Annotated in this window: 22 protein-coding genes; 15 read left to right on the plus strand and 7 right to left on the minus strand. The window is 68.5% G+C overall.

Translation table 11 applies throughout. The features are described 5' to 3' along the window. The first annotated feature begins 72 nt into the window (after window positions 1-72). From Raf01_RS23815 to Raf01_RS23835, 5 genes are all read left to right on the plus strand, one after another. Window positions 73-618 (plus strand): RNA polymerase sigma factor, encoded by a 546-nt coding sequence (locus Raf01_RS23815; RefSeq protein WP_203920202.1) that lies wholly within the window; start codon window positions 73-75, stop codon window positions 616-618. Between the two features lie 2 nt (window positions 619-620). Next, window positions 621-1,322 (plus strand): hypothetical protein, encoded by a 702-nt coding sequence (locus Raf01_RS23820; protein WP_203920203.1) that lies wholly within the window; start codon window positions 621-623, stop codon window positions 1,320-1,322. A gap of 62 nt (window positions 1,323-1,384) precedes the next feature. After that, window positions 1,385-2,065, plus strand: a complete 681-nt coding sequence (locus Raf01_RS23825) for an ATP-binding cassette domain-containing protein (protein WP_203920329.1) — start codon at window positions 1,385-1,387, stop codon at window positions 2,063-2,065. After that, window positions 2,062-3,546, plus strand: a complete 1,485-nt coding sequence (locus Raf01_RS23830) for a hypothetical protein (protein ID WP_203920204.1) — start codon at window positions 2,062-2,064, stop codon at window positions 3,544-3,546. Before Raf01_RS23825 ends, Raf01_RS23830 begins: the two co-directional genes overlap by 4 nt. Continuing rightward, window positions 3,543-4,148 (plus strand): hypothetical protein, encoded by a 606-nt coding sequence (locus Raf01_RS23835; RefSeq protein ID WP_203920205.1) that lies wholly within the window; start codon window positions 3,543-3,545, stop codon window positions 4,146-4,148. The genes Raf01_RS23830 and Raf01_RS23835 overlap by 4 nt, the downstream gene beginning before the upstream one ends. Before the next feature lie 105 nt (window positions 4,149-4,253). Here Raf01_RS23835 and Raf01_RS23840 read toward each other — a convergent pair whose 3' ends face one another. Further along, the gene (locus Raf01_RS23840; RefSeq protein ID WP_203920206.1) at window positions 4,254-5,450 is read right to left on the minus strand and encodes a S53 family peptidase; all 1,197 of its coding nucleotides are present in this window, start codon (window positions 5,448-5,450) and stop codon (window positions 4,254-4,256) included. 16 nt (window positions 5,451-5,466) lie between these two features. Here Raf01_RS23840 and Raf01_RS23845 point away from each other — a divergent pair, with 16 nt between their 5' ends. The 3 genes from Raf01_RS23845 to Raf01_RS23855 all read left to right on the plus strand — a co-directional run bounded on the left by Raf01_RS23845 (window position 5,467) and on the right by Raf01_RS23855 (window position 7,954). Then, on the plus strand, window positions 5,467-5,700 hold the full coding sequence (locus Raf01_RS23845; RefSeq protein ID WP_203920207.1) for a hypothetical protein: 234 nt from the start codon (window positions 5,467-5,469) through the stop codon (window positions 5,698-5,700). Window positions 5,701-5,942: 242 nt separating this feature from the next. Beyond that, window positions 5,943-7,325, plus strand: a complete 1,383-nt coding sequence (locus Raf01_RS23850) for a carbohydrate-binding protein (protein WP_203920208.1) — start codon at window positions 5,943-5,945, stop codon at window positions 7,323-7,325. 212 nt (window positions 7,326-7,537) lie between these two features. Then, window positions 7,538-7,954 (plus strand): DUF6220 domain-containing protein, encoded by a 417-nt coding sequence (locus tag Raf01_RS23855; protein WP_203920209.1) that lies wholly within the window; start codon window positions 7,538-7,540, stop codon window positions 7,952-7,954. Window positions 7,955-8,050: 96 nt separating this feature from the next. Here the strand turns inward: Raf01_RS23855 and Raf01_RS23860 are convergent, their stop codons facing one another. Together Raf01_RS23860 and Raf01_RS23865 are read right to left on the minus strand one after the other, a co-directional pair. Continuing rightward, window positions 8,051-9,076, minus strand: a complete 1,026-nt coding sequence (locus Raf01_RS23860) for a CU044_5270 family protein (protein ID WP_239133866.1) — start codon at window positions 9,074-9,076, stop codon at window positions 8,051-8,053. A gap of 5 nt (window positions 9,077-9,081) precedes the next feature. After that, window positions 9,082-9,660, minus strand: a complete 579-nt coding sequence (locus tag Raf01_RS23865; protein ID WP_203920211.1) for an RNA polymerase sigma factor — start codon at window positions 9,658-9,660, stop codon at window positions 9,082-9,084. 24 nt (window positions 9,661-9,684) lie between these two features. Here Raf01_RS23865 and Raf01_RS23870 point away from each other — a divergent pair, with 24 nt between their 5' ends. Together Raf01_RS23870 and Raf01_RS23875 are read left to right on the plus strand one after the other, a co-directional pair. Then, window positions 9,685-10,302: a helix-turn-helix domain-containing protein gene (locus Raf01_RS23870; protein ID WP_203920212.1), complete on the plus strand. Its 618-nt coding sequence runs from the start codon at window positions 9,685-9,687 to the stop codon at window positions 10,300-10,302. Window positions 10,303-10,595: 293 nt separating this feature from the next. After that, a complete protein-coding gene (locus Raf01_RS23875) occupies window positions 10,596-12,455 on the plus strand; it encodes a ricin-type beta-trefoil lectin domain protein (RefSeq protein ID WP_203920213.1) in 1,860 nt (619 codons plus the stop codon). Between the two features lie 78 nt (window positions 12,456-12,533). On the opposite strand, the gene Raf01_RS23880 is transcribed toward Raf01_RS23875, so the two are convergent. Further along, window positions 12,534-12,845 (minus strand): hypothetical protein, encoded by a 312-nt coding sequence (locus Raf01_RS23880; protein WP_203920214.1) that lies wholly within the window; start codon window positions 12,843-12,845, stop codon window positions 12,534-12,536. A 441-nt stretch (window positions 12,846-13,286) separates the two neighbouring features. On the opposite strand from Raf01_RS23880, the gene Raf01_RS23885 reads away from it, so the two are divergent. The 5 genes from Raf01_RS23885 to Raf01_RS23905 all read left to right on the plus strand — a co-directional run bounded on the left by Raf01_RS23885 (window position 13,287) and on the right by Raf01_RS23905 (window position 19,012). Further along, entirely contained in the window at window positions 13,287-14,678 is a 1,392-nt protein-coding gene (locus Raf01_RS23885; RefSeq protein WP_203920215.1) for an ABC transporter substrate-binding protein, read from the plus strand. Between the two features lie 110 nt (window positions 14,679-14,788). Next, window positions 14,789-15,715, plus strand: coding sequence for a carbohydrate ABC transporter permease (locus Raf01_RS23890; RefSeq protein ID WP_239133855.1), 927 nt, complete (start codon window positions 14,789-14,791; stop codon window positions 15,713-15,715). After that, a complete protein-coding gene (locus tag Raf01_RS23895) occupies window positions 15,712-16,647 on the plus strand; it encodes a carbohydrate ABC transporter permease (RefSeq protein ID WP_203920217.1) in 936 nt (311 codons plus the stop codon). Before Raf01_RS23890 ends, Raf01_RS23895 begins: the two co-directional genes overlap by 4 nt. A gap of 123 nt (window positions 16,648-16,770) precedes the next feature. Then, window positions 16,771-17,916, plus strand: a complete 1,146-nt coding sequence (locus Raf01_RS23900; protein ID WP_203920218.1) for a mandelate racemase/muconate lactonizing enzyme family protein — start codon at window positions 16,771-16,773, stop codon at window positions 17,914-17,916. 94 nt (window positions 17,917-18,010) lie between these two features. Then, window positions 18,011-19,012 (plus strand): LacI family DNA-binding transcriptional regulator, encoded by a 1,002-nt coding sequence (locus tag Raf01_RS23905; RefSeq protein WP_203920219.1) that lies wholly within the window; start codon window positions 18,011-18,013, stop codon window positions 19,010-19,012. A gap of 42 nt (window positions 19,013-19,054) precedes the next feature. On the opposite strand, the gene Raf01_RS23910 is transcribed toward Raf01_RS23905, so the two are convergent. Genes Raf01_RS23910 through Raf01_RS23920 form a run of 3 tightly spaced genes read right to left on the minus strand, consistent with a single transcriptional unit; the run spans window position 19,055 to window position 22,708 of the window. Next, on the minus strand, window positions 19,055-20,848 hold the full coding sequence (locus tag Raf01_RS23910) for a caspase, EACC1-associated type (protein ID WP_203920220.1): 1,794 nt from the start codon (window positions 20,846-20,848) through the stop codon (window positions 19,055-19,057). Further along, entirely contained in the window at window positions 20,823-21,185 is a 363-nt protein-coding gene (locus Raf01_RS23915; RefSeq protein ID WP_203920221.1) for a hypothetical protein, read from the minus strand. The genes Raf01_RS23910 and Raf01_RS23915 overlap by 26 nt, the downstream gene beginning before the upstream one ends. Further along, entirely contained in the window at window positions 21,182-22,708 is a 1,527-nt protein-coding gene (locus Raf01_RS23920) for a hypothetical protein (RefSeq protein WP_203920222.1), read from the minus strand. Before Raf01_RS23920 ends, Raf01_RS23915 begins: the two co-directional genes overlap by 4 nt. Between the last annotated feature and the right edge of the window lie 223 nt (window positions 22,709-22,931).

Here is a 22,931-nt window from a genome sequence, read left to right on the forward strand (position 1 = left end):
AGACGCGGGTCTCTCCGAAAATTCGGCGCCACTCGGTGAACCAAAGGCCGTCGAGCGGCAACAGATAGGGCGATGGACAACAATGGCCTGATCATGGCGGTAGCCCGCGGTGATGACGCGGCGCTGCGCGAGCTGTTCGTGCGGCACGCACCGTGGATCGCCGCGCGGCTGCACGCGGTGTTGCCAGCCGCCGATGTCGAGGACGTGATCCAAGAGACGTTCCTCGGGGTCTGGCGGGGTGCGGCCGGCTACCGGGCCGACGGGGCCGGGGCGTGGTTGTGGGGCATCGCCCGCCGGCAGGCGGCGCTGTGGCTGCGCCGCCGCGGCCGGAACGAAGCTGTGCTGGCATCGCTCCCGACCGACGACCTCGCGCATACCGCGGACCCGGCGGACGCGGCGGTCGATCGGCTGGATCTGGCCGAGGCTGTCCGCGCACTGGGAGCGGAGGGCAGTCCGCATCGGGAGACCTGGCGACTGATCTACGTCGAGGAGCGGACGGTGGCCGAGGCGGCCGAAGCGATGGGCGTACCCGCCGGGACGGTGAAGAGCCGTGCGCACCACGCCCGCGCCCTGCTACGGGCGGCGCTGCGGCGTGGTCCCGCGGCCGAGGAAGGATGAGCATGACAGAGCCGGGACACGAGCCGCTCGACGTCGCTTTGGGCCGCGCCTGGATCGAGGTCGCGGCACAGTTGTGGCGGCGCCGCCCGGGGCCGGTCGAGCGGGTCGCGGCGCGGCTGCTGCGTTCACCGGGCCTGGCACGGGCGCTGGTGGCGACGCCGTCGCTGTTGCTGGGCTGGGTCCTCGCGACCGCCGTGGTGCTGACCGTCGGCATGCTCGCCACCCGCGAGACCGGTACCCCCTATGTGGCGTTGTTTGCCCCGGCGGTGGCGGCGGTCGGTATCGCCTATGCGTACGGACCGGGCGTCGACGATGCCTGGGAGTTGACCTGCAGCATGGCCGTCAGCGACAGGATGGTGTTGTTGGTGCGCGCGCTGGCGGTCTTCGGTCTCAACGCTGTCCTGGGCCTGGCCGCCGCGGCGGCCTCCGGCGTCGCCATGGCGGTCACGTTCGGTTGGCTGATCCCGATGACGGCGGTCTGCGCGCTGGCGCTGGCGACCGCCACGTTCGCCCGGTCGGCGCTCGTCGGCTCGGCGGCCGGGGTGGCCGGGTGGGTCATCACCGTGCTGGCCGGCCAGGCCGCCGCCGGGCGGCCGACCACCGTGGTCACCGAGTCCGCTCTGATCGTCCCCTACCTGGCCGTCGCGGCCGGGGCCACGGCGATAGCCGTGTATTGGACCCGCGTCCCGAAAGGTACCGCGTGAACATCGACATCACCGACGTGACCAGAAGGTTCGGCCGGACGCGGGCGGTGGCCGGGGTGACGATGTCGGCCGGTCCCGGCGTGCTGGGCCTGCTGGGACCCAACGGCGCCGGGAAGACCTCGCTGCTGCGGATGCTGGCCACCGTGATCCCGCCGACGTCCGGGCGGATCCGCCTGCTGGAGCGCGATCCCGGTGTCGCCGCCCAGCGCCGGGCGATCCGGCGCCGGCTCGGCTACGTCCCGCAGCACCTGGGCTACTACCCCTCGTTCACGGTGGTCGAGTTCGTCGAGTACTTCGCGCTGCTCAAGGAGGTGCCGGCCGCCCAGGTGCCGCGCGCGGTGGCGACCGCGGTCGAACGGGTCGGCCTCGGGGACAAGGCGAGGGCGAGGATGCGGACCCTGTCCGGCGGCATGCTGCGCCGGGCCGGTATCGCCCAGGCGATCGTCAACGATCCCGAGTTGCTGCTGCTCGATGAGCCCACTGCCGGCCTGGATCCGGAGCAGCGCGTCGCCTTCCGCGGTCTGCTGCGCGACCTCGGCCAGACCGCGACCGTGGTGGTCAGCACCCATCTCGTGGAAGACGTCGGTGCCGCCTGCGCCCAGGTCGCCCTCATGGACGGCGGTCGGATCGTCTTCCACGGCACCCCGCAGGAGTTGACCGCTCGCGGCGAGGGCCGTACCGCGGCCGGCGACGCCCCGCTTGAGCGCGGTTACAGCACGGTGCTGGCCGAGGCCCGGTCATGACCGCCGCCACCGTCGAGGACCGTGGGCCCGGCCGTGCCTGGGTTGCCGGCGCCGCCCGGCTGATGCGGATCGAGCTGCGCCGCAACGCGATGATCTGGATGCTGCCCGTGGCCGGCGTGCTGTTCTGGGCGCTCACCTACCGCCGAAGCATGGCGTTGGCGCCGCTGTGGAACGTACGCGCGATGACCATGCAGAGCACCACGATCGCGGTGTTCATCCCGACGGTGACCGGCGTGGCCGCCTGGACCGGTACCCGCGAAGCACGACGCCGCCTCACCGACCTGCTGTCCGTGACCTCACGGTCGCGGTGGAGGCGCCAGCTCGCCTCCTGGGCCGCCACCACCGCTTGGGCGCTGGGCTGCTATCTGGCCTGCGTCGGCGTCCTGTACGGGGTCACCGCAACCCAGGCCACCGGCAGCGGGCCGCCGTGGTGGCCGGTCCTCGTCGGCGCGGCCAGCGTCCCGGCCCTGGCCGCGCTCGGCTTCACCGCCGGCACCGTGCTGCCGAGCCGCTACACACCGCCGCTGGTGGCGATGGGCGCCTTCCTCATGTTCGAGGCCGGTCTCGAACTCGTCCACGGCGCCGGATCGCCATGGCAGATCTCGCCGCTGGTCACCGGGCCCTACCAGCTCGGCGACTACGAGGGGCTGGCCACCTTCTACCCGTACCTGCCGGACCTGCCGATCGCCCAGGTCATCTTTCTCGTCGGCCTGACTCTCGCGCTGCTGGGAATCCTCGGCCTGCCCTCCCTGGCCGGCGGGCGGTGGCCGCGGCTTGTGGCCGCGGCGCTGACCGTGACCGGCGTCCTGTCCGCCGCCACCGCGACCGCGCTGGCCGGGACGGGCCGGCTCGATCCGCACGGGATGATCGCCATTCCCGCCCTGCACAACGCGGCTGACGACCGACCGGTGGCCTACACGCCGGTGTGCAGTCACACCGCGATCCCGGTCTGCCTGCATCCCGCCTACCGGGCGTACCTCGGCGCGGTGAGCACCGACCTGGCACCGCTGCTGGACGAGCTGGCCGGCGTTCCGGGGGCGCCGGCCCGCATCGCGCAGACCACCACCACGTACCGGTGGACCGACGACGGCATCGACATCGCCACCTCCGCCTGGACCATGCACGGCACACCGCCGGTGTACACGATCGTGCTGCCCAACCAGGCCGGCGAACCCGCGCTCAGCGTCGACCAGTCAGCCAACCGGGTCAAAGGCAGAATCGCGCGGGATCTGGTGACCGCCGTCGTCGGCGGCGGCTCCGACCCGGCCCAGCAGGCGGTCACCGCGGGCGTCCTGAAGGGGGTACGGCCGGTGCTGGGCTCCGAGCCGCCGGACCTCGGCCGGCGGATCACGCCCAATACTCCGGCAGCGGTGGCGGCCCAGCGATTCGCCGCGCTGCCGGTCGGCACCCGGCACGCCTGGTTGGTCGTCCACGCCGCCGACCTGAAAGCCGGCCGCATCACGCTGGACCAGTTGCCGTGACACGACTCGTGCACCTGCACCTGGCCAGCCGCCGCGTGCCCGCCGCACTGGCCGCGCTCGCGGGATGCGCGATCGTGCTCTGGGCCGCGCTGCACCGACACTGGGACGCCTACGGTGCGCTCCAGCTACCGTTGCTGTTCGAGACCGCCTGCGCCAGCGTCGTCGCGATCGCCACCGCCAGCCCGTTCGGCGACCCGGAACGCGTCACCGGCCACCGCCTGCCCTGGCTACGGATGGCCACCGCCGTCACGCTGACCATCGCCGCCGCAGCAGTACTCGCCGCCACCGGCATCGGTACCGACCTGGCTGGCGGAACGACCACCGCCGTTCGCAACCTCGCCGGTCTCACCGGGCTCGGCCTGCTGTGCGCCGCCCTGCTGGGTGGCGCGCTGGCCTGGATCGCCCCGGTCGCGTACGCATTGCTCGGCGTCTACGCCCTCTACACCCAGTGGCACGGCCCCGCCCTCACCTCGCCGTGCATCTGGCCCGGCCGGCCCGGCGACGATCTCGGCGGGGCGCTGTGCTCCGGAATCGTCCTATGCGCCGGGCTCGTCGCGATCGCCATCCGTGGCGCCCGCGACACCCCGCCCCCGGCAGGGTAAGGCACCTCTTGAGATGTCGTGTTCCGGCATCCGATGGATGCCGTCGTGCGGTGCTGTCCGCGCTCTCCGTGGTGCTGCTCCGGTGAGCGCGGACAGCCCGGCGTGCTAGTGGGTGTGCGCCACGAGCAGCGGCAGGAGTGCTGCCGCGTTCGGAGTGCCGAGTCCGGTCACCGGATCCCAACGGGTGCCGGCGTTGAAGCCGCCGCCGATCTCGGCGACGTCGTTGTTACCGATCGTGATGTCGTGCAGGGCCGCGGCATATTGCTTCTTTGCCTGCGCGATCGAGTACAGCGCGGGGTTGATGTTGCCCATCCGGTGCCGGTTGAGCTGGTCGGCGTCCGCGACCAGACCGGCCCACTGCGGCGAACCCGCACTCGTGCCGCCGATGACGAAGAACACCGCCGAGTCCGCCGGGAGCCCCTCGACCACGTTGATCGTCGCGCTGAAGATGAGCACGCCGCCCGAGACGCCCGCGTTGTAGGCGACATCCGGAACGCCTCGGGCACGGTTCTTCTGCAGCGCGGACTGGTAGCCCGGCCGCCGGTAGACGGTGCTGAACCCGCCGCCGCTGCAGTTCACGTCGCTCGGCGCCACCGCCGGCGGGTTGCAGCCGAAGGGCTCGGTCCACGCGGTCTCGCTCTGGTAGGCACCCGTGCTGGGGTCGGCCGTGAGCGTGGTGCCGCCGACGGCGGTCACGTTCGGGTCCGAGGCCGGTGTGCTCGCGGCGAACAGCGCGGCGGTGCTGTTCGCGTCGCAGCTCGGCTGCGAGGCGCCGCTGTCACCCGACGAGGCGACGAGCGTGATTCCCTTGCTGACCGCCTTGGCGAACAGCGCGTGCTGCTCCTTGAGCAGGGTCGGGTCCATGCACGCCTCGGCCTCGCCGAAACTCTGCGAGATGACGTCACCGACGTTGTGGTCGACCACGTACTTGGTCGTGTTGAGGATGTCGGCGTCGTTGTTGCTCGGCGCCACGGCGAGCACGATGTTCGCGCCGGGTGCGGTCACGTGCGCCCACTCGACGTCGAGCGTCGTCTCGACCGACCAGCCGAACTGGTTGGGGTCGTTGGCGTCGAACGGTGGCGGCGAACCCGCCGGCGTGATCTGCCTGAACGACGAGTTGGGCAGCCCCATCGCCGCGTCGAAAGTCTGCAGGTCGGAGGCGATCGTCGGGCTGCCGAAGGCGTCGACGATGACGATCGTGCGCCCGGCGCCGTTGATGCCGTGGTTGAGCAGCGGAGTGATGTTGTACGCGTTCTGGATCTGAGCTGCCTGGTAGCAGCGCGGTCCCTGTGAACCGTCCATCGGACGGCTCTGGCAAGTGAAGGTGGCGTTCGGCGCCTTCGCGCCGGCCTGGAATATCTCCGGGTGGACGGTGATCCGGTGGGCCTTCGGTTCCGTTGTGGCCGAGGCCGGCGCCGCGCCGATCAGGCCGCCGAAGACCAGACCCGCCGTCGCGAGCAATGCCGCGCCGATCGAGGCTCGGCGCGGTCGAAATTTGCCGATTGCGCGCATGCGCCACTCCCTTGTGACAAGCAAATGGGTGACCGATTGAGGGCACCGGAAGCGTCTCATCAAGCAAGCCGGCCGGTCAACGCTCGCGAGGGAGCGTGTGCGGTACCGCCGAACGCCCGGCCACTCGGCCCGAACCACGGCCTGTCCCCCCGCGTTCGCGCACGTTGCACGTCCCCGGCACTCCGTCGCACTGAAAGGCGGTCGCCAGTGCGAGCCGCTTACATCGACGGGCGTGGTTTGCTACGCTCGCAGCGCGGCCAACTGTAAGGAGTGTTAAGTGTTATGAGTTCACGACGTCGAACCTTCGCCCTGGCAGCCGCCATATCGCTGGGAATCGCGACGATGACCGCCGCGATGGGACTACTCTTCGCACCGAGCGGCCAGGCCGCCGTCAACACCGCGGTCACGCCGCTGGTCGCCTGCACGTACCCGGCGTGGGCCGAAGGCACCAGCTACGCCGCCGGTGCCCGGGTCACCTACCAGGGCCACGCGTACCAGGCCCTGCAGGCGAACACTCCGCCGGTCGGCGCCGGCTGGACCCCCGTCGCGGTACCGGCACTGTGGCAGGACCTCGGTGCGTGTACCGGCGGCACCACGCCCGCAACGCCCTCCCCGACCCCGTCAGCGTCGGCCTCTCACCCGGCATCGCCGTCCCCCACCCCCTCACACACCACGTCGCCCTCGCCCACGACGTCCGCGCCCTCGGGCGGCAGCACCTGTCCAGTGAAGTCTCGACCGGCGGGCAAGGTGCTCCAGGGCTACTGGGAAAACTGGGACGGCAACCTGAACGGCGTCCACCCGCCGCTGGGTTGGATCCCGATCACCGATTCGCGCATTAAGGCACACGGGTACAACGTGATCAATGCGGCGTTCCCGGTCATCCGGTCCGACGGTACCGTGCTGTGGCAGGACGGGATGGACGCGAACGTGAAGGTCGCCACCCCGGCCGAGATGTGTCAGGCCAAGGCGGCGGGAGCCACGATCCTCATGTCGATCGGGGGCGCCGCGGCCGGCATCGACCTGAGCTCCACGACGGTGGCGGACCGGTTCGTCTCGACGATCGTACCGATCCTGAAGGCGTACAACTTCGACGGCATCGACATCGACATCGAGACCGGCCTGACCGGCAGCGGCAGCATCAACACCCTGTCCGCCTCGCAGGCCAACCTGGAGCGCATCATCGACGGCGTACTCGCCCAGATGCCCTCGAACTTCGGCCTGACGATGGCGCCGGAGACCGCCTACGTCACCGGTGGCAGCGTCACGTATGGCTCCATCTGGGGCGCTTACCTGCCAATCATCAAGAAGTACGCCGACAACGGCCGGCTGTGGTGGCTGAACATGCAGTACTACAACGGCAGCATGTACGGCTGCTCCGGCGACTCGTACCAGGCGGGCACCGTACAGGGGTTCACGACGCAGACCAACTGCCTGAACACCGGCCTGGTCGTTCAGGGCACGACGATCCGGGTGCCCTACGACAAGCAGGTACCGGGCCTGCCGGCCCAGCCGGGTGCCGGCGGCGGATACATGACCCCGTCGCTGGTGACACAGGCATGGAACGCCGAGAGCGGCCTCAAGGGCCTGATGACCTGGTCCATCAACTGGGACGGGTCGAAGAACTGGACGTTCGGCGACAACGTCAAGGCCCTCCAGGGACGCTGACACGAGCCGTCCACACTGGACGAAGCGTGTCGTGAGCGGGCGCCGTTCCCGGATTTGCCGGGGGCGGCGCCCCGGGACGACCGTCCACTTCGCACCAGCAGCGGGTACCCCCGGGGTGGTAGCAGCTCCTACTCTCGCGGAGGTAGCCGCAGTCGTGGATCTCCGCCCGCCGGGGGAGGACCGCACCGGCAGTGCCGCCTACGCTACCGGGCATGTCCACCACGACGACGCCTTCCCTCGACGGCTATCGCGCGACCACCACGCAGGTGATGCGTTACCTGGCCATGGCTGGCGGCACGCTGGCTCTGGCACAGTTCGCACTGGCCGGCTTCGGGGCTTTCAACTCGGTCAACGGCCACCGGCACGGGTACACGGCACACGAGACCGTCGGCACGATCGTCGAGTTGGTCGGCCTCCTGGTGCTGATCGCCGCACTGGTGGCCCGGCCGAACCGACGTACGATCATCCTGGCCGTGGTGCTGTTCCTGCTCGCGGGGCCGATCCAGCCGTCGCTGGCCGAGTTGGCCAAGAACGACCAGTCCTGGCTCGGTGCGCTGCACGGCCTGGTCGGCCTCGCCATCCTCGGCCTGTTCTTCCAGCTGAGTAGGAAAGTCACGGCTGACGGGTAGCACGACAGAGCGGATCAGCGCTCGCGGACACTCGGCAACCCAAGCTCGCGTCGGGTGTGGCCCAGGATTCTGGGCCACACCCGACGGGTGTGTCGGTCAGGACGGCAGTTGGCCGGCGTTGTCGACGATCGCCTGCCGGACCATCGCGAACATCGGGGTTCCGAGGAAGGCGTGGCTGTTCCGGTCGAAGATCAGCTGCGTGAACTTGGCCTGAGGTGCCGTCGTCGGTGTCGCCCCGGGCGTCGGCGTTGACGACGCCGACGGACCGACCGCGATCCCGTGCCGGCCCGAGGGATCGGTCACGTTGTCCTGCACCGTGATGCCCGGCAGTTGCGCCAGAGCGTTGAACACCGCCGACTCCATCGGCGCGGTCAGGTAGTAGTCGCTGAGCAGGTCGCTTGCGTTGTTGAACGCCACCACCAACTGGTCCGCACCGGCCGGCTGCTTGCCGCCCGTGGCGGTCGCGCTGCCGGGCTCGCCGGCGAACGCCTTCGGGTTGCTCAACCAGCTGAGCATCGCCGCCGGGTCAGTCGGCAGGCTCGCCAGGAACGCGGGTACCGGATGGCAGGCGAGTGACTCGTACTTCCCGGCGATGATCCTGCCGTTCGTGCCGACCTCCGGCATGCGACCATCCCGGCACGCCGGCTTCGCGAAGGTCTGGGTCTGACCGTCGCCGGTGGCTGGCCCGATCGTGATGACGCCGTCCCGGCTACCATCCACCGACGCCCAGACCTGGTGCCGCTGCGCCACACTGCCCGCACCCAGGGCCTGGCTCGACACGTCCTGCGTATACAGGAACTGGCCCGGACGCGGCACCACCGGGCTCTGCGGCAGCGCCAGCGCGGCCTCGCGCAGCACCTGGGCGCCGCTGGTCGGGGGCTGCGCCGAGGTCGGCCCGGTCGCCGTCGTACCCGATCCGGGCGTCGCCTGTGCCCACACCACGCCACCGACGGCCACCACGGCCAGCCCCGCCGACAGTCCCAGCGACCAGGCGAGGCGGGGTGTCCGGGCCCGACGACGGGTAGGCGCCGTGCCACCGGACAGCACCCGGACCCGCACCGCCGCCGGCGGAGCGGCCGACGGCGACACCTGCGCGTCACGCCACCGGGACAGCAGACCCATGTCGTTCACAGGGATACCTCCACATCGTTGCTCTTCAACATTTCGCGCATCTTGCGGCGGGCGCGGTTCAGCCTCGACCGCACCGTTCCGACCGGGATGTTCAGCGTCTGGGACACCTGCTCGTAAGTCAGCTCGGCCCACGCCACGAGCAGCAGCACATCCCGGTCCCTGGCCGCCAGCCGCGCCAACGACTTCGCCAACGTGCGGCTGGCCGCCACCGCGCTGACATGACTGTCCACCAGCTCGGCGAATTCGAGCTCGACCTGCTCCGATCCGCTGGACTTGGCCAGCGCCCGATACCGGGCCCGCTCGGTACGGCGGTGCCGTGCCAGCACATTGGTCGCGATACCGAACAACCACGCCCTCGCGTCCGGTCGGGTGGTGTCGTAGCGGTCGATCGACCGGAACGCCGCCAGGAACGTGTCGGCCACCACGTCCTCCGCGGCCTCACGACCCACCCGGGGATAGGCGTACCGGTACAACTGCGCCGCGTGCCGGTCGTACAGCAGCGCGAACGCATCCTCGTTCTGGCCCACCGCCGCGATGAGCTCGGCGTCGGCCGCCTCCCCCGTCACGCTCACCATGAGGCGCCTCGTTGCGCACCCACCATGCGACTCCTTCCTGTAGCCCCAGAAGAGACCTGTCACCCATGTATTTCCACCGGCGGCCATCTGGGTTCACGCCTTTTTGAGCGAAGGACGATTCTCAACGACCTACTGGGCGAACTCCCCTGGTGGAACAGCACCTGGCGGGTCACGCAGGTCGAGCCGGCTGACCCGCGCGAGGTCGCCAGCGACCATGACCGACAGAAGAACAGGGTCACCGAGGTTTCAGTGCCGGGGACGCTCGCTGGCGATGCGGGGCAGACGTTGCCGTTCTTCGCGCGGGTCCGGTTCGAGGGCAATCGGCTGCTGCGATTTCAGGCGAAGACCGCGGACACGGTCATCGGGCCAGCGCTCGCGGAGGCCGGCGCCCCGGAACCGCACCCGTTCGGCGCTGTCCTACGCAAACTGATGGACAACCGCGGGGTCTCGGTGAGAAAACTGGCCATGGACACCGGTCGCGCGATGTCCACCACCAACGCGGCGCGAACCGGGTGGCACAATCCGCACCCCGTCCTGGTTCGAGAGATCGCTCGTGCCTTGGGCATACCGGAGGCGGACCTGGCCGCAGTTGCCGGCGTTGACGATACAACGGCCGACGTTTCGAAGAACACCAGCACGTAGCCTGGCGGTCCAGCCCGGCGGCGATGTCGATCCATGTCGACGCGGGCGACAAGACCAGAGTGCTGGCCTGGTTCGTCCCGCACGCTGGTGTGCCAGGCCCGAGTGGGCTCGGCACGCCACCGCTTTGCGGGATTGTTACGGCGAGAACCAACTCGACGCATCGACAGTCTTGCATTCTCCGAGATGAGCTAATAAGTTCTGGCTCACAACAAAGCCATTCCCTCCGCCGGCGGAGGGAAGCAAATCAGGTGCACCCCGAACCTGCCTCCGTCCCCGCAGAAGGGCACACCACCATGGCCGATCACCCGTTCCGTATCCGACCAGGAACCCGCCGCCACCGCCGATACCTGCTGCTGGCGGCGGCCGCCGCCCTGTTCACCTCCGGCGCCGCCTACGTGGTCACCGACGCGACCCCGTCGTTCGCCGCGACCACAGCGAACGTCTGGCTCACCACCCCTGACCAGTCCAACAAACTGACCCAGAAGACCGCCGTCAGCTTCGGTACCGGCGGCAGCGGCCAGGTCATCACCGTCAACCCGAACGTCACCTACCAGTCGATGGTCGGTTTCGGAGCGTCGATGACCGACGCGTCAGCCTCCAACATCTGGAACTCGTCCGCCCGTACCTCGATCATGAACAACCTGTTCGGCTCGGGCGGCATCGGTGTCAGCTGGCTGCGGCAGCCCATCGGGACCTCGGACTTCTCCGTGCAGTTCTACAGCCTCGACGACGGCGCCGCCGATCCGAACCTGACCCGATTCTCGGTTGCCCGCGACCAGTCGTACATCATCCCGCTGCTGCAGCAGGCGAAGTCACTGAACCCGCAGCTGTCGGTGATGGGCAGCCCCTGGAGCGCGCCGGGCTGGATGAAGACCAGCGGCAACATGGTTGGCGGCAGCCTGATCGGCGGCGACGAGAACGTGTTCGCCGGCTACCTGACCAAGTTCGTGCAGGCATACCAGGCGGCCGGCATCCCGATCTCCTACCTCACCGTGGCGAACGAGCCGCAGTACTCGCCGGCGGCGTACCCCGGCATGCTGATGTCCGCCTCTCAGGAGAGCACGATCATCAACGACCTCAAGCCGAAGCTGACCTCGGCCGGGCTGACCACGAAGATCCTCGTGCTGGATCACAACTGGGACCTCATCTCGTACGCCGAGCAGGTACTCGCCGCCACCGGCAGCAACGCCGACGGCGTCGCCTGGCACCACTACGGTGGCAACGTCAGCGCCCAGACCACCGTGCACAACGCGTACCCCAGCAAGGAAGTACTTTTCACCGAGGGCTCCAACACCTCGGGCAACAACTTCGGCAACATCATCACGGGCCAGGGTGGCGGCACGGCGATCAACACCGTTCGCAACTGGTCGCGCACCGTCACCTTCTGGAACCTCGCCCTCAACCCGAGCGGCGGCCCCGTGATCGGCAACGGCTGCGCGTGCACCGGCCTGGTGACCGTCAACGGCGGCACTGTCACCTACAACGCCGAGTACTACGTGATGGGGCACTTCTCCAAGTTCGTCAAGCCGGGCGCGGTGCGCATCGACTCCAACGTCAGCGGCAACGTCAACAACGTGGCGTTCAAGAATCCGGACGGCTCGATCGTGCTCGTCGCGGTCAACCTCGCCGGCAGCGCGCAGAACATCTCGGTGTCCTACGGTGGTGCGTCATTCGGCTACAGCATGCCCGCCGGCGCTATGGCCACGTTCACCTGGCCCGGTGGCACGGTCACCCCCACCTCACCGCCGCCGACCACCGGCGGCCCGGGATCGGGTACCGGTGCGATCACCGGGTACGGCGGCAAGTGCGTGGACGTCGCCGGCGCGAACCCGGCGAACGGAACGCCCATCCAGCTGTACACCTGCAACGGCACCGGCGCGCAGCAGTGGACGGCCGGTAGCGATGGCACCCTGCGGGCACTGGGCAAATGCATGGACGTCACCTCCGCCGGCACGGCCAACGGCACCAAGGTGCAGCTGTACGACTGCAACGCCACCAACGCCCAGAGATGGACACGCAGCGGCACTCAGCTGATCAACGCCGGATCCGGCCGATGCCTCGACGCCACCGGACCCAGTTCCGCGGACGGCACCCGACTACAGATCTGGGACTGCACCGGCGCCGCCAACCAGCAATGGAACCTGCCGAGCTGACCCTTCCGGGTCCGTTGGCACCGGAACAGTCCGGTGCCAACGGACCTGTTCACGGTGTTCGACCCGGACGTTAAGACCTCAGCTGGGGAGTTCGCAGATCAGGTTGGCGAGGTCGCGCAGCCTGCGATAGTAGCGGACTTCGAGCGGGTCGGTCAGTAGCGGCAAGACGCGGTCGAGGTTGCCAAGGCGGATAGACATCCGTGTACCGGATTCGGAAGCTCGCTGACTGGTGTGCTGTAGCCAGGTCCTGACGCAGCCAGCGGTGTCGGCGTCGAGCAGCACCATGTCGATGCCGGCGATCTCGGCACCTCGAAGGCTGGGCGGGAACGGTGCCCGCAAGTGCGCTTGCCATAGCCGGGCTACCGCCGCGACGCGATCATCGTCCACCATGCCAGTATCCGGCGGGTCACCGCGGTCCCGTTCCCGGCGGCACAGGCGCATCGGCGAAGCTGTGGCCGCGGGCTAATCTCTCCGGTCCGGCGGTCCGGCGGTCCGGCGGTCCGGCGGTCCGGGCCGGGGAGACAGACCGAACCAGGTCAGTGAGTGTCGCAGCGCCGATGGGTGCTCCACCACGAAGGCGCGCGGCTACGGGGCCGCTTCTCCGGCTGCTTGCGGACGCTCGTACCCCGGCGGGTCCGCAGTCACCACATGCCCGGCCACCGCGGCGCAGTCGGGCCCCGACGCCACGTAACCGCCGGTAGAGGGGTTGACAGGGTCACTGATAGCGCTAACATACGACACTGATAGCGCTAACATTCGCCCGATCCTCGGGCGTGACCATGCCAAACTGCCGCTCCGCAACTACTGATGTAAATCGAGGAGTTTCTGTCGATGCGCAGAGTAGGAATATCCGTTACCTTACTTGCAGTCCTCGGCGCTACCACGCTCATCGCCGGCTGCTCCAGCTCCGCCAATTCGTCCGGTGACGGCGACAGCATCACCGTGTGGAGCCTCGAGGAGCAGCCCGACCGCCTCGCCAAGGCGAAGGCCGACGCCGCCGACTTCACCACGAAGACCGGCATCAAGGTAAAGCTCGTCGGCATCAACGAGGATCAGTTCCCGCAGCTGCTGACCGCGGCCGCGGCCGCCGGCACGATGCCGGACGTCATCGGCGCGCTCCCGCTCAACGACGTGCGCACCATGTCGAGCAACGACCTAGTCGACACCAAGACCGCCACGCAGATCGTCAAGGACCTGGGGCCGGACACATTCTCGAAGTCGGCGCTCGATCTCACGCGGGACGGCAGCACCCAGCTCGCGGTGCCCAGCGATGGGTTCGCGCTGTCGGTCATCTACCGCAAGGACCTGTTCGCGAAGGCGGGCCTGCCCGCGCCGAAGACCTACGCGGATCTGCTCAACGCGGCCCAGAAGCTCAACAGCCCGCAGATAGCCGGTTTCGTGGGCGGAACCAGCCCGAGCACGGCATTCACCCAGCAATTGTTCGAGTGGGCGGCGCTCGCGAACGGGTGCCAGTTGGTCGACGGATCCGGCAAGGTAACTATCGACAGCAAACAATGTGTCGACGCGTTCAACTTCTACGGTAATTTGATAAAGAACTATTCGGTGCCGGGGTCGCTGGATTCGACGGCCGTGAAAACGACCTACATGGCCGGCAAGGCGGCGATCACGATCTGGGCGTCGTTCATCCTTCCGGAGATGGCCGGGCAGGACAAGGACATCATGCCGACCTGCCCGCAGTGCAAGACCGACCCGTCCTTCATCGCCAAGAACAGCGGCTTCGTCACCTCGTTCCAGGGGCCAGACGGCAGCTCGCCGGTTCAGGGCGGGGACGTCACCTCCTGGGTCGTCACGTCGACCGCGAAGACCTCCGCGGCGACCAAGTTCGTCGAGTACTTCATGAACGACGGGTACCTGCCCTGGCTCAACCAGGCTCCGGAGGGCAAATTCCCGACCCGGCACGGCACGTCCGACGACCCGCAGAAGTTCATCACGGGGTGGTCGAAGCTGTCGACCGGCATCGATACGAAGGCGCCGCTGTCGACCTACTACACGCAAGACGAGATCACGGCGTGGCAGAAGAGCGTCGACTCGTTCTCCCGGTGGGCCTTCACCGAGGGTCAGGGCAACCTGATGGGCGCGATTCTGACGCAGTTGCCGGTACCCAAGGCCATCAACGCCCTCGACAACGGGGACGTCGACGGCGCCGGCGCGGCCGCCCAAGCGCAGAAGGCGGTCAAGTCGATCCAGAGCAGCACCAAGTGATGAAGCAACAGGTTGTCACCCCTGGCGGCGACACGGCCGCACCGGCGCCGCCAGGGGCACCCCCCGCACCGTCAACCCCGGCCGGGCGCCGTGCGTCGCGGCCCGGAGGGATGCGCCGCAGCGAGGCACGCGCCGGCATCGGGCTGATCGCGCCCACGGTCGTCATCGTGATCGCGGTCGTCGTGCTGCCGATCATCTGGAGCATCTCGCTGTCCTTCCAGCGGGTACGGCTGCTCACGTTGCACAGCGCGGGCTTTTTCGGCCAGTACTCGCTGGAGAACTTCAAGCTCGTGTTCACCTCGCAGGGCTTCGTGTCGACCCTGCTGACCACCGTCGCATACTCCGTCCTGGGTACCGCGGCGTCCATCGCTCTTGGTCTGGTTGCGGCGCTCGCGTTGCGCCGGCGGTTCAAGGCCCGGGGCCTGGTCCGATCAATCATGCTGCTGCCCTACGTCGCGCCGGTCGTCGCGGCGACGTTCGTCTGGCAGGTCATGCTCAGCCCGCAGTTCGGCATCGTCGACTACTGGGGCAAGCGCCTGTTCGGCTGGGACAAGCCGGTTGCCTTCCTGAGCCAGCAGACCAGCAGGGTATCGATCTTCGGGATACACCTGGGCATCCCGCTGGCGCTGATCATGGTCATCCTGTTCGAGGCGTGGCGACAGTTCCCGTTCGCGTTCCTGTTCCTGACCGCCCGGCTGCAAGCGATCCCGGGCTCCCTGGAGGAGGCCGCGAAGGTCGACGGGGCCACCGTCTCGCAGCGTTTCCGCTACGTGGTGTGGCCGCAGCTGGTACCGACCATCGCGGTGTTGTCGGTGCTGCGCTTCATCTGGACGTTCACCAAGTTCGACGACATCTACCTGCTCACCGGGGGCGGTGCCGGCACCGAGGTGGTCAGCGTGCGGGTCTACAACTTCCTGACCGGCAACGGGGACATCGGCCTGGCCTCCGCCCAGGCGCTCGTGCTGGCCGTCGTGATGGCCGTGCCCGTGGGCTTCTACATGTGGCGCTTCGGCCGACGAGAGGAGCGGCTGTCATGACGGCGATCGACGCACGGCGGTCGGTCCCCGCCGGAACGGCGGGACCGGCACGCAAGCCACGGTGGACCCGGGACGGCTTCGAGACCCGGTTCTTCGGGATCGCGCGCTGGGTCGTCATCGGGGCGCTGCTGATCGTGACGGCCTTCCCGTTCTACTACATGGCGCTGCTGTCCATCCGCGACCTGGGCTCGGTGCTCAACAACCCCGGCGCACTGTGGACGGATGTGAGGCACCTGAACCTGAGCGCGTACAAGCGGGTGCTGGTGTCGGTCTCCTCCGGCGGCGAGGGTTTCCTCGGCTTCATGCGCAACAGCGCCGTGCTGTCCTTTGGTACGGTCGCGCTGACCCTGCTGGTCTCGATTCCCGGGTCCTACGCCATCAGCCGGCTCCGGTTCTTCGGCCGCAGGCACATCAGCGTGCTGTTCCTGGCCGTGTACCTGTTCCCGAGCATCATCCTGGCCGTGCCGCTGTTCGTGTTCTTCACTCGGGTGAACATGCGCGGCTCGCTGGTCGCGGTGCTTCTGGTGTACGTGTCGCAGACCGTCGCGGTGTCCATCTACATGCTGCGCAACTACTTCGACACGATCCCGGTGAGCCTGGAGGAGGCGGCCGCCCTGGACGGGTGCGGCCGGCTGGGCACGATGTGGCGGATCAGCCTGCCGTTGGCGATGCCGGCGATCCTGGCCAATGCCCTGTTCATCTTCATGGTGGCCTGGAACGAGTTCCTCTTCGCGCTGCTCTTCCTCGCCGATGACCGCAGCCGCTGGACGGTCTCCCTCGGCCTGTCCGAGCTGACCGGCAACAGCATCGAGATTCCCACCACGGTACTGATGGCCGCCTCGGTGGTCACCACGATCCCGATCATCGTGCTCTTCTTCGCCAGTGAGCGTCTGCTGGCCGGCGGGCTCACCGCCGGCGCCGAGAAGGGCTGATAGCAAAGCGAGCGGACGACCGGTTTGTGGCCAGTGGCATGTCCGGCGATGCGGCGACGGCCGGCCGGGTGGGTACGACACAGGAAAACTTCAGAAGGGCAGCTGTAGGTGCGTATTGAACGCGTGACCCCGATTTTTATCGACCGCTATCTGTTTGTTGAGGTAGCGACCGACACCGGGCTTGTCGGGTTGGGTGAATCCGGTGCGTGGGGTCTGCAGGAGGGGACGGCGGCCACCATCGAGCGGTTCGCCGAGTACCTGGTCGGGCAGGACCCGCTGAAGATAGAGCACCACTGGCAGTACCTGTACCGCTGGACACACTTCCGGGGCTCGGTGGTGATGGGCGCTATCAGCGCCATCGACATCGCCCTCTGGGACATCGCCGGAAAGCACTTCGATGCGCCGGTCCACGCGCTGCTGGGCGGCAAGGTCCGCCATCGCGCGCGGGTCTACTCGCACGTCTTTGGCCAGACCACCGACGAGCTGTGCGAGGGCGTTGCCGACGCCCGGCGGCAGGGGTTCACCGCAGTCGGCCACCTGACGCCGTTTTTGGACTCCCCGAGGGAGGAGCCCTACTTCGAGACCCACGCCCAGAAGATAGGTCGCGCGGTGACCGCGGTCGCGCGCTACCGCGAGGCCGCCGGAGACGCCGTCGACCTGTGCATCGAGATCCACCGGCGGCTCGCCCCGTTCGAGGCGGTCCAGCTCGGCCTGGGCATCCAGCAGTACACGCCGCTGTTCCTCGAGGATCCGGTGCTGCCGGACAACGTCGACGAGATGGCGTACGTGGCGTCGAAGATCAATATCCCGATCGCCACAGGCGAGCGGTACACCTCCCTGTGGGACTTCCAGATGCTGCTCACCCGCGGCGGGGCGCAGATCGTGCGACCGGACGTCTGCCTGGTCGGCGGGATCACCGGCGCCCGTAAGGTCGCCGCGCTGGCCGAGGCGTCGCACGTCGGCGTCGTACCGCACAACCCGCTCAGCCCGGTCTCGACGGCGGCCTGCCTGCAGATCGCCGCGACCGCACCCAACTTCGTGCTGCAGGAGTTCCCGAACGAGTCGTGGGGCGACGGCGACGTCATGCGTCCCGAACCCGACCAGCTCGTCTCAGGCGCCGCGCAGCACGACGGGGAAGGCTTCGTGCCGATCAGCGACGAGCCGGGCATCGGCGTCGCGCTGCGGCCCGACGCGACAGAGAGGTTCCCCTACGCCAAACGGCACATCCTCACCCGGCTGCATGTCGATGGCTCCGTTGTCGACCAGTAACCTTACGGCGCAGGCGAGCCAAGGGCGGTGACCGATGTGTGCGCAACAGTATGATGGCGGAGCCGTTCGGCCCGGAAGGCGAGGATGAACTCCGGTGGCAAAGATTTCGGATGTGGCGCGGCTTGCCGGAGTGTCCCCGCAGACCGTCTCCCGGACCATCAACTACCCGGACCTGGTCCGGCCGCAGACCCGCGCGACGGTGCAGGCCGCAATCCGACAGCTGAACTACCACCCCAACAACGCCGCCCGTACCCTGGCCACCCGCCGGAGCAACACGATCGGTCTGATCAGCACCGGCGTGTCCGCACACACCATCTCCAAGCGGATGCGTGCCGTCGACGAGGCCGCGCGCGACGCCGGCTATCAAGTCAGCATCGCGAATCTGGACTCAGCCGACCGCGGCCAGCTGTTGGCGGCCCTCGACGTGCTGCTGCGGCAGCAGATCGAGGGACTGGTCCTGATCGCGGCCGACCACGACGCACTGGACGCCATCCAGTCGATCGAGCTGGATGTGCCTCTGGTGACCGCCGAGAGCAGCGGCCGGCCCGATCTGCACAGCGTTTCGATCGACCAGTTCCTCGGCGCCCGGCTTGCGGTGCGCCACCTGGTCGAGTTGGGACACCGCGAGATCCTGCACTTGTCCGGGCCGCTGCGCCACCTGGACGCGGCCGAGCGGCTACGGGGATGGCAGGCCGAGCTGACACACCACGGGCTGACGGTGCGCGATCCGCTGATCGGCGACTGGCGAGCCGATAGCGGATACACGGCCGGTGTCCAACTGGCCGGCTCGCTCGACGGCACGGCGGTCTTCGCCGGGAACGACGAAATGGCCCTCGGTCTGCTGCACGCCTTGCGGGACAGCGGGGTCCGGGTTCCCGAGGACATCAGCGTCGTCGGATTCGACGATCTGCCGGGGGCGGCACATTACCTTCCGCCACTGACGACGATCCGGCAGGACTTCGACGAGCTTGCCCGGGGCATCATCGCCACCCTAATGGCCATGCTCGACGGCACCGAGGTGGCCACACCACTGCACACCGAGCCCGAGCTGGTGGTCCGGGAGTCGACCAGGCGGCTGGAGCCGTCTGGTTCCTGAGCCCGGCAGGAGCACCTCAGGCCGGTGCTGACACGATCTGAGTCACGGGACAGCGATCAGCGCCAAGCTGAACACGCCGCCAGCGCTCACTGCCCTGATCCCGCCGACGCCGTGCGGAACCGCACACTGCTCATAGGTGTTGTCACCCCAGGCATGCAGGACTCCGTCGTGGCTCAGCGCCAGACAGTGGGACTCTCCGGCGGACAGGGCGAGTGCGCCTTCCAGCCGGCGCGTGTCAAGCCCCGTCGGCGCTCGGCCCCAGGTGACGATCCGCCCATCGACGCGAAGAGCCATGCTGTACGAACCGCCCGCCGCGAGGGCCGCCACATTCGTGGCCGTCGCCGGCACGCTTGACTGCCCGTACTCGTCACTGCCCCACGCGCTCACCGTAGCGTCTCCGTGCAGGGCCAGGCAGTGCGCCTCGCCGGCCGCGATCGCCACCACGTCTGCCAGTCCCCGGGGTACCCGAGCCTGCCCGTGGTGGTTGTCGCCCCAGGCGGTGACTGTCCCATCCTTCAGGAGCGCCAAGCTGTGCCAGCCGCCCGCCGCGATGTCGATCGGCTCGCTGGCGGTCTTCGGCGGTTTCGCTTGGCGACCGTTGTTGTTTCCCCAGCCCACTATCGAGCCGTCACCGCAGATGGCGAGACTGTGCGCGCCACCGGCGGCGATCGCTCGCACATCGCTCAGCCGACGCAGTGGAGCTCGAGCCTGCCCGAAGGTGTTCTCCCCCCAGCAGTGCACAGTCCCGTCCACCGTCAGGGCTAGCGCGTGCCGCCCTCCGGCGGAGATCGCCGTCACCCCGAGCAGTCCGGCCGGCACGACCAGCCTGCCGAACTCCAGACCCGTGGCGAGCGCGCGGGCCACGCTCGGATTGCGCCCTCCCCATCCGATCACCGTCCCCGGCGGCGCCAGTCGCGGCCCGGGTGTCCTGTGTTGCTGCCGGGGCCTGCGCGCGACCGGTGGCGAGTCGGCGACCTGTCGTTCGTCGACCGTGGCGGCGGGCTTCGGCCCAGTCTCGGGAATGGGATTCGCCGGGGGCGGCGACGTGGGCCGAGGCCGGGAATGGGCCAGCCAGATTCTTCCTTCAGCCCCGTAGCTCCACCGTTGCGGCGTCTGCTTCACGCCGTGCCGTCGAACGAACTGGCAGGCGTGGAGGAAGGCATCTTCGACGGAGATGCGCCCGAGGTGGTAGGTGTCGGCCTGTCCGGACCTGAGCCCGTCGATCAATCCGGCGGTGAACACCGACCCGGTAATCGCGGCGCCGGGCACAGCGTGGCCTTCGAACGAGTACTCGGTCGCCCGTGAGGCGGTCAGGACGATCCGGCCGCGCCCGTGCCCCGATAGTTCTTCCAGGTCGCGGGAGAGGTCGTCGGCACCGCCCTTGGCCCACGACGCGAAAGCCCCGCTGAAACAGCAGTCGAGGATGACGACCTGTTGCGTCGCGTCGCACTCCTCCAGCCGGTCCTGCAGCCAGGAGGCTTCGACTCCGGTCGCCGCAAGCCGGGACTGGGAGGTGTCGGCCGCCACGAAGTACAGCCGACCTCGCGCGTCGCGGACTCCGTGGCCGGACAGGTACACGACGAGCAGGTCTCCGACCGCGCTCTGGGCGAGGTATTCGTCGACGGCCACCTTCATCTGTGGACCGGTCGGGTCGATGAGTGAGGTCACGTGGAAGTCGCCGATGGCCGGATCGGCGAGCACCGCGGCAAAGTCCGCCGCGTCGGCTGCGGGGGCCCGCAGCCGACGGAACGCCGGGTCGTTGTACGTCGATGTCGCGACGACCAGAGCGGTGCGCGATCGGCGCCGGATGTCAAACGTGAGCGCTGTGGCGGGCAAGGAACGCCTCGATGATGCGGGTCTGCTCGTCGGCTGTGATGTTGGTCAGGACGAGGACATCGCCGTCGACTTTGACTTTGACGCAACGCCGGGTACGTATCGCCCATCGCAGCACGGTCGCGACCACCGCCGCGAGCCCGTCCACGGTCAGGTTCTGTACCGTCAGCCAACGTGTGAGGGAACCGGATGCCTTCGACCCGTCGTGCGCCTCGGTGTCTTCGACAAGCCGAAGATCGAGGTCGAGGGCGCGCAGTTCGTTGTGAAGGTCCCAGGTCGCCGCGGCAGAGTCGGTGCGGTGCGCGTCGTCGAGCTGTAGGACGGCCTGCACCCCACTCACCCGAGCTCACCGCCCAAGGGGGCAGCGGCCGAACGGTTGTCCGCGGCGCTGGCGACCGGGGACCTCGGTGCCGGTACCGTGGCATCCCCAGCGCCGCGTCGCGCGGCAAGCGGCGCCAGCCGGTCGATCTCGTCCTCCCCCGCCTGGAGGCTTCTGCGCCGAAGACCCCACACGATGACCGCTACGGCGACCAGTGTGGTGCAGCCGATCGTCAGCCAGCCGATGTGGTAGGGACCGTAGCCCGCCGCGCCGAGAATTCCGAAGCCCCAACCACCGATCAACGCCAACACGATGGTGATCGCCAACGTGGGCCCGGTGAAGTTCACGATGGCGGCGGACAGGATGCTCGGCTGTACGGCCGACAACGCTGTCCAGGCGAGGGTCAGCAGCACGTACGACGCCGCCGCACAGCCGAGCAGCAGCCCAACGTCCGCGAGCGATCCGGTCTTGACGTAGTCGACGTGGGCGTGTGTGAACGACAGCATCAGCACCGCCGCGACCAGCAGGCTCACCGCCGGGATGGCGATGACTCTGGTGGCGCTCCACGCCGCGCTGCGCAGCAGGACGGCAGCCCGCACAACGATCGTGACCATCGCCGCGAGCCATGACAGCAGCCAATTGGCCACGGCGACCAGGATCCCGAGGATTCGGTAGTACAGCAGACCGATGAGAACATCCAGGACCGCGAGCACGAACTGAACCATCACTCCGAAGACGCCCTCGATGATCCGATCCACGGCCTGCGGCCCCCGAGCGGCGGATGCCGGGTCCGCACCCCACCGAGCGAGTCTCCGCGGTCGTGACGGCGGTTTGATCAGCCGCAGTCCACGATCGCGCCAAGCGTCTGTGCCGAGCCCGGCGGCGAAGCCCGCCCATGCCACCACCGTCACCCCGAGCATGACGCGCACGCTCCAGATCAACGGAGCGCGCAGAGCGGCGGGTAGATGGGTGGCAGGGTCAGAACCAGGAGGCCCGGTGAGCAGCCACAGCAGGGCGGTTACCGCCGCGATGGCAAGACCGGCGGCGACGAACGCGGCCCCGGCGACGCCACCGGACGAGTCTGCCCGCTTGTTCAGGTCCGCCGCCGATCGACTCAGCCGCACCGCCCAGCCGATCGCGATAGCGAAGACAATGACCGTCGCTACGATTTGGAACGCTTTATGGTGAGGCCGATCGAGAACCGGCGCGAGTGCGCAGGCAATGATCCATCCGGCCAGGATGGAGCGTCCGGCAACGGGGAACGTTCGTAGCGGCAGGACCACGATCCCGGCCCCTGCCAGTGCGAGTACGACGAACGTGGGAACAATGTTATTGAGTGCGGGCGCCGCGAAGAAAGCGGCCCAGATCAGCGCGCACGCGAGCACGCCGAGCACGTAGCGTGTGCGTGGAGGTATTTCCTTGAAGACGAGCAGCGCGCCGTGGTCACGGCACAGCACGTCGACCGGCTTGGGATCGCAATCGGCCAGGCCACATCCCTCGACGGTGCCACTGGGATTGAATATTGCGAGGCGTATCGTCGTCATCGACTTCTCCCACTGATTGACAATGGTCGTTCCAACCCCGTACGCACCAGCGTCACAGTGACGCGATCGGCGAGCTACATCCGACCCGGCAAATCAGCTGGGACAAAGATGCAATGCGTTCGCCCCACGTGTCAGCTCGTGCGACATCATCGGGCCAACCTCTAACGGCGTTGGGTTGAGCAAGCCAGGTCCGATCCGGTGTAGACGACCGAATTCTTGGTCG

Source organism: Rugosimonospora africana, assembly GCF_016862975.1.
GTDB classification, from domain to species: Bacteria; Actinomycetota; Actinomycetes; order Mycobacteriales; family Micromonosporaceae; genus Rugosimonospora; species Rugosimonospora africana.

What these genes read in the sequence shown, in the direction of transcription:
- Raf01_RS23815 (WP_203920202.1), top strand. Translation starts at nt 73, where the DNA reads ATGGACAACAATGGCCTGATCATGGCGGTAGCCCGCGGTGATGACGCG.
- Raf01_RS23820 (WP_203920203.1), top strand. Translation starts at nt 621, where the DNA reads ATGACAGAGCCGGGACACGAGCCGCTCGACGTCGCTTTGGGCCGCGCC.
- Raf01_RS23825 (WP_203920329.1), top strand. Translation starts at nt 1,385, where the DNA reads ATGTCGGCCGGTCCCGGCGTGCTGGGCCTGCTGGGACCCAACGGCGCC.
- Raf01_RS23830 (WP_203920204.1), top strand. Translation starts at nt 2,062, where the DNA reads ATGACCGCCGCCACCGTCGAGGACCGTGGGCCCGGCCGTGCCTGGGTT.
- Raf01_RS23840 (WP_203920206.1), bottom strand. Translation starts at nt 5,450, where the DNA reads ATGGACGGTTCACAGGGACCGCGCTGCTACCAGGCAGCTCAGATCCAG.
- Raf01_RS23850 (WP_203920208.1), top strand. Translation starts at nt 5,943, where the DNA reads ATGAGTTCACGACGTCGAACCTTCGCCCTGGCAGCCGCCATATCGCTG.
- Raf01_RS23855 (WP_203920209.1), top strand. Translation starts at nt 7,538, where the DNA reads ATGTCCACCACGACGACGCCTTCCCTCGACGGCTATCGCGCGACCACC.
- Raf01_RS23860 (WP_239133866.1), bottom strand. Translation starts at nt 9,076, where the DNA reads ATGGGTCTGCTGTCCCGGTGGCGTGACGCGCAGGTGTCGCCGTCGGCC.
- Raf01_RS23865 (WP_203920211.1), bottom strand. Translation starts at nt 9,660, where the DNA reads ATGGTGAGCGTGACGGGGGAGGCGGCCGACGCCGAGCTCATCGCGGCG.
- Raf01_RS23870 (WP_203920212.1), top strand. Translation starts at nt 9,685, where the DNA reads ATGCGACTCCTTCCTGTAGCCCCAGAAGAGACCTGTCACCCATGTATT.
- Raf01_RS23875 (WP_203920213.1), top strand. Translation starts at nt 10,596, where the DNA reads ATGGCCGATCACCCGTTCCGTATCCGACCAGGAACCCGCCGCCACCGC.
- Raf01_RS23880 (WP_203920214.1), bottom strand. Translation starts at nt 12,845, where the DNA reads ATGGTGGACGATGATCGCGTCGCGGCGGTAGCCCGGCTATGGCAAGCG.
- Raf01_RS23885 (WP_203920215.1), top strand. Translation starts at nt 13,287, where the DNA reads ATGCGCAGAGTAGGAATATCCGTTACCTTACTTGCAGTCCTCGGCGCT.
- Raf01_RS23890 (WP_239133855.1), top strand. Translation starts at nt 14,789, where the DNA reads ATGCGCCGCAGCGAGGCACGCGCCGGCATCGGGCTGATCGCGCCCACG.
- Raf01_RS23895 (WP_203920217.1), top strand. Translation starts at nt 15,712, where the DNA reads ATGACGGCGATCGACGCACGGCGGTCGGTCCCCGCCGGAACGGCGGGA.
- Raf01_RS23920 (WP_203920222.1), bottom strand. Translation starts at nt 22,708, where the DNA reads ATGACGACGATACGCCTCGCAATATTCAATCCCAGTGGCACCGTCGAG.